Genomic DNA, 5,302 nt, shown 5'->3' on the forward strand with positions numbered 1-5,302 from the left:
GCCAGAGACGAGACGACCAGGATGTAGCCGTTGCGCTCGATGACGGACGGCAACGCCGCCCGCACCGTGTGGAACACGCCCAGAAGATTGACGTCGAGGACACGCTTGAACGTGGCCGGATCCACCCCGAGTACCGAGCCGTAGCTGGCGATCCCGGCGTTGGCGAGCACCAGGTCGATACCACCGAACTTCTCGACGCCCCGGGCCACCGCCGCCTCCATCGCCGCGAGGTCGCAGACGTCGGCGACGACACCGACGGCCTTGTCCGCGCCGATCTCGGCGACGACCTCCGACAAAGCGGCAGCGTCGACATCGGTGACGACCACCCGCGCGCCCTTGGCCGTGAGTGCCTTCGCTGTCTCCGAACCAATGCCTCGGGCCCCACCGGTGATCAGCACCACCTTGCCGTCGACGCGGCGCCGGCTCCTGGCCCGCAGGAAGGTGCGGTGACGGCGGCCCTCGAGTGTCTCGCTCAGTCGCTCGAACTCGATGATGGTCTCGGTGGTGTCGGAGCGGCTCATTCTGGTTCCTTCGGTTTCGGGTCGTTGTATGAAGATCGGGTGGTCGTGCTCAGGGCCGACGCGAACTGGTCGAGGAGCCCGGTCGCCGAACATTCCGACCGCAGTGCAATGGATTGCCGTCACGAACTCGGCGCGCTTGGAATTGATGCGGGTCTCGGATGACACCCCGGGCGTCCTGATTCAGCGGTGCGTCTCTCTCCGCGGGCTGTGACGCAGGCGTCGAAGCTCGGGAAGTTGAACACCGGACAATCGTCGATGACCCGACGTGCGGAGCGCTTGTATACCTGCGCCAATCCCCGAGGACGACATTGTCGAATATCCCCACCCTTTGGCCACAGTGTCGCAGCACTCGCCGTTAGCGGAACCTGCACCGGGACGAGATCGACGCCCAGCGCGCACCGGAAGGGTCAGGCGCTCGTCCCGAAAGCGGATCGATGACCGGTCTACGATCGCTCCTGCGACCAGACATAGGTTCTCGACCGTATCGTTGCAGAGTATGACCGTAAGCACTCCATCGTGGGTCGAGTTGATGGGCCGTCATGCGGCCAGCGACATGCTCTATACCTCGGCGGCCTTGAGCTACCGATACGTCGCTCGCACGGGCGACGTCGACGAGGGCACATGGGAATTCTGGCACGGACCCGGTAACCAATGGCGTATCGAAAGATCGGGTCAGCCGATCTTGATCCGAAACGGCGAACTCGCGTTCAGTTGGCGTGACGGTGAGATGCATCGAAACACAGGTCACATCCAACTTCACCTCCTGAAACCAATCAGTCCTCTCTTGTTTGTAGGACCCGAGTCATTCCTCTCGCCCTCCACCCTCAGTAAGAACACAACACCCGCCAGGTCCCCCATCGAAACCTATGTGAATGGCCGGCGCGCGTGGTCAATGATCATGAACTCGACGTCGCACGAGGAGAACATCGAGTTCGTCATCGACGACGAGACAGGACTCATCCTCCGCACGGGATCTTCCAGCGACAAGCTCTACGCCGAGTTGACCGACGTCAACACCTACGAAAACCTGCCCGATGAGGTATTCGATTGGGAAGGTGCTATCGCACCGCCGACAGTGAAGGAAAGAAGCCGGGACCCCGAGCACCTCCGACAAGTCCACGAAATGGCTGAAGGTGCAACCCCACGGTACTGGCCGACCGGAGTGTCCTTCACTCCGATCAGCGGAGACCCTGACACCGGTGAACTTGTGATGAGCCTCCACGTGAACGGACACGCCTCACTGGCTCGGTGGCCCCTCGGCGCGCAACCCACACTGCTCGATCGTCAACTCACGCAGCGATACCCACACTCAACCGAATGGTCGGACGATCGGTGGGCGTGGCGATTGATGACAATTTCAGCGTTGGACGAAGACGACGTACGACGCGTCCAGAAATCCATTTAGGCCTTGGACTTAGCAGTCCCGTTAGCTGAACGTCCGCCGGTGCGGCTGGCGTTTTTGCTGGTCGCTAGGTGCTGGAATCTGAGAGAGCGCCGTCACGGTGGGCGCTGCGTTCGATCGCCCGGTACACCGTCGACCGGCCAACCTCAGCCAGTTCGGCAGTCGAGTATTCGCCTGACGCGTGAAGCTCGACCAGGTGCCGTTCCTGGCGTGGATTGAGCTTCGGCTTCTTGCCCTTCAGGTGTCCCTTCGCCTTCGCGATCCGCATCCCCTCCCGCGTTCGTGCCCGAATCAGGTCGCCCTCGAACTCGGCGACCATCGCCAGGACGTTGAATAGCAGGCGACCGACCGGGTCAGTCGGATCATGCAACGAGGCACCGATCTGCACGCACGCATGCCGAGCCGTCAGCTCGTCGACGATGTCCCGGGCATCGGGCAACGAACGGGCCAGGCGATCCAACTTGGTCACCACGAGGGTGTCGGTGTTCACTCGTGCATACCCGATGTACATCGCTGATTCCCATCTCTCGAACGCACAACGCCGGCGGCGCAGTGCTTGCGACTCCACGGTCAAACATCATCGGCAAGGCCAGGCCAGGACCGCTGCCCGGAGCTGATGCCGTTGGTGCATTGGCCGGCCTTCCAGGCCCGGCGTGGCTCAGCCTTCGAACGATTCATCCCGGTGATCGTTCCGTCCGGTGCGGCGGGCAATCACACCGACGGTCCCCTTCTGCCTCTCTACGCCGAGAGACGCGTGATCTTGGCGAGGGCGTCGCCTATCTTGTCGGCCGCAAGATCGAGCTCGTAGCGGTCCTGGATATTGAGCCAGAACTGCGCACTGTTGCCGAACGCCTTGGCCAGCCGCAACGCGGTGTCTGCGGTGATCGACCGCTTGCCGAGCACGATCTCGTTGATCCGTCGGGGCGGAACACCGATGATCGTGGCTAGGCGGTTCTGCGTGATGCCGAACGGCTCGAGGAAGTCCTCGCGGAGGATCTCGCCGGGGTGAATTGGGCTCAGGTCTGTAGTCATTATCGGTGTTCCTTTGTCGATTCTGTGGTCGGATGGAGCGTCGGCTCCCCTCTGGCGGTTAGTGATAGTCTCCGCGCTACGCGACGACATCGACGACATCCGTTCAGCTCTCGAAGCCCAGGTCGCCTACCTCGACAGTCTCATCGGACCACACCGGCATGCATGAGTTAGTTCATGCATGCATGCGTTAACTGATGCTGGCATCAAGCCGTCGATCGAACGCACACGCGCCCCCGGTGTCACAGGCGTGTGTTTCACAATCGGACATGCCGACGCCCTGCGGTTCTAGTTTGATTCGGAGTGATCAACAGACGGCTGGAATTTACCGGTGGGGCGTCGAGGGGTCGCCCCTCCCGGTGGTGTGAGGCCCCACGTTGGTGCGCCCACGGCGGCGGCCCTCCCGAGGTGATCAGAACCGATTTCGGGATGGACACCGCAGCGTTCTGTCGGGCACTGGTCGCGTATCTCGACGTCGCCGCGCCGGCACCRCTGCGGCCGCTTGGTCGAGCGAATGATCACCGTCGCTCGTCGAAGGTTCTGGCTGGGCACCTGAACTTGAAGAGACCGTCCGGACTGATTGTGAAAGATGTTGTTTGCGAAAGGGTTACCGCGGTGACAGGTCCGCAAATACCCGTGAGTGAGATGAGTGAGACCGATCCGATGACTTGTATATCCGCTCGTGCGCCGAGCACTGTGCCGGCTTCCCGCCGTGAAGGTACGCCACGGACCCGACTGCCCGTCGACGGTGATCGTGATCGTGATCGTGATCGTGGAGATTGGCGCCTCCTGGGGTCGTGCCGGAACGTCGAGTCGTCGTTGTTCTTCTCTCCAGAGGGGGAGCGTGGTCGGGACCGGGCGCGGCGCGAAGCGCACGCCAAGCGCGTCTGCCAGGACTGCCCGGTGCTCACCGAATGCCGCGAGTACGCCCTGGCCGTTGCCGAACCGTACGGAACGTGGGGCGGGATGTCCGAGAACGACCGCAGACGGCACATCCGGCGCCGGCAACGAGAGGGGCGGGCCGCCGACCTTCCTGTCGAGGAACCGGTGCGCTGACAGACGATGCGCCGCCCTGAGAACTTCCACATCCTGTCTGGAATGCACAGGGTTGTGATCAACAACTAGGGGCGCTCGCGGGTCGATTTCGAGCCGATCCGAAACCAGGTGCCCGCCTACCACCAGAGCAAGGAGGCGCGATGTGGTCATATGCAAGGACGGACGATCCTAGATGGCGGGAACCTGGTCAGCGGGATATACGACGAGGATGCACATGCGGACGCTGCATGTTGCAGTCGCAGTGGGCGGTGTTGCACGCCGTTGTTTCCCCGGCGGGCGCACCGCTTAGGCGCGCTGATCCTTCCGTGCAACCCAGCGCAACGAACACGAGGCCCACTGCAACGAGGTCCCAAGACATGGCCGTAGCCGGGCGCGGCGATGGTCCGGCACGACGAAAAATCGGCCCTGAACTGGCCATTGAGGTCAGTCCGGGGGTGGTTTAGCGTGGAGATGCGGGCCGTATCCCGTCGGGTCGAGATTTGGCAGTCCGGGATACGACTCGCCGGGAGGCGAGTCAGAAAGCATGAGTGAGTTAATTCATGCATTCATGCATGCGTTAACGGTGGAGACGTTCCGCTGCGACGGCAGTGCGTGCTCGAACGAGGTCGTTGCTCAGCCTGTGTTGTGGCGTGCAGAGTCAACGGCCCCCGGAAAGGGGTGCAGAACTTAGGCGCACGCAATCGTTGCACTGACCGTTGCACACCGAAGGGCAGAGATTTCGCCTGTTGCAGTCGCACGGGCCCGTGTTGCACACGTTGCTTCCCTCGTCATCACTGTTGAGTGCTCCGTATCGGCCTCGGCGCCCACTGAATGCGTGAGTGCATTAATGCATGCACGCGTTCATGGAAAAAGTACGTGTGCTGCCGCGACACCGCTCCGCGCTGACTTGCCCCCTATGCCAGCTGGTGGCGTCGCGCTCAGTGGTCCGCGGTGGAGGTGGGTGCGTCGTTCCGTCGGGCCTTCTCGCGGGTGAGGTACTTGTACAGGCCTGGCTGGCTGAGATTGAAGCGCTTTGTCAGCTCTGCGACGGAGTGCCCCGCGGTCTGCAGGTCGTAGAGTTCGACTGTTGTGCAGGGTTGAGGAGTGGTTTGCGGCCGGCGAAACCGCCTGCAGCCTTGCGGCGGGCATTGCCCTCCATCGTGCGCAGACGAATAAGGCCGGACTCGAACTCGGCGAAGGTGGTCGACAACATCGCGAACACCGTTCGCCCGATCGGATCCCGCGGGTCGTGGAAGGTGCCGTCGAACATCAACAGCACATCGCGGGCCTGGAGATCGGTGGTATCGCGCTGAGA

General features: G+C 62.5%; 5 protein-coding genes and 1 pseudogene. 2 read left to right on the forward strand and 4 right to left on the reverse strand.

Features of this window, described 5'->3' with window-relative positions:
- A partial coding sequence (locus AC1D1G_RS41125) for an SDR family NAD(P)-dependent oxidoreductase (protein ID WP_477956487.1) occupies window positions 1-521 on the reverse strand: 521 nt, incomplete at its 3' end.
- 496 nt (window positions 522-1,017) lie between these two features.
- On the opposite strand from AC1D1G_RS41125, the gene AC1D1G_RS41130 reads away from it, so the two are divergent.
- A complete protein-coding gene (locus AC1D1G_RS41130; protein WP_283353196.1) occupies window positions 1,018-1,926 on the forward strand; it encodes a hypothetical protein in 909 nt (302 codons plus the stop codon).
- Window positions 1,927-1,990: 64 nt separating this feature from the next.
- Here AC1D1G_RS41130 and AC1D1G_RS41135 read toward each other — a convergent pair.
- Window positions 1,991-2,410, reverse strand: a pseudogene (locus tag AC1D1G_RS41135) (recombinase family protein); the annotation flags it as partial.
- 251 nt (window positions 2,411-2,661) lie between these two features.
- Complete coding sequence (locus tag AC1D1G_RS41140; RefSeq protein ID WP_007297375.1) at window positions 2,662-2,955, reverse strand: HigA family addiction module antitoxin; 294 nt, start codon at window positions 2,953-2,955, stop codon at window positions 2,662-2,664.
- An 816-nt stretch (window positions 2,956-3,771) separates the two neighbouring features.
- Between AC1D1G_RS41140 and AC1D1G_RS41145 the strand changes: the two genes are divergently transcribed.
- Window positions 3,772-4,008, forward strand: coding sequence for a WhiB family transcriptional regulator (locus AC1D1G_RS41145; RefSeq protein ID WP_283353197.1), 237 nt, complete (start codon window positions 3,772-3,774; stop codon window positions 4,006-4,008).
- Window positions 4,009-5,023: 1,015 nt separating this feature from the next.
- Here AC1D1G_RS41145 and AC1D1G_RS41150 read toward each other — a convergent pair.
- Window positions 5,024-5,302 (reverse strand): recombinase family protein (locus AC1D1G_RS41150; protein ID WP_477956488.1); only part of this gene is annotated, 279 nt, incomplete at its 5' end.

It is taken from the genome of Rhodococcus sp. P3_B8 (genome assembly GCF_056402775.1).

Bases quoted from the DNA above. Each gene is read 5' to 3' on its own strand.
- AC1D1G_RS41130 (WP_283353196.1), top strand. From the start codon at position 1,018: ATGACCGTAAGCACTCCATCGTGGGTCGAGTTGATGGGCCGTCATGCG.
- AC1D1G_RS41140 (WP_007297375.1), bottom strand. From the start codon at position 2,955: ATGACTACAGACCTGAGCCCAATTCACCCCGGCGAGATCCTCCGCGAG.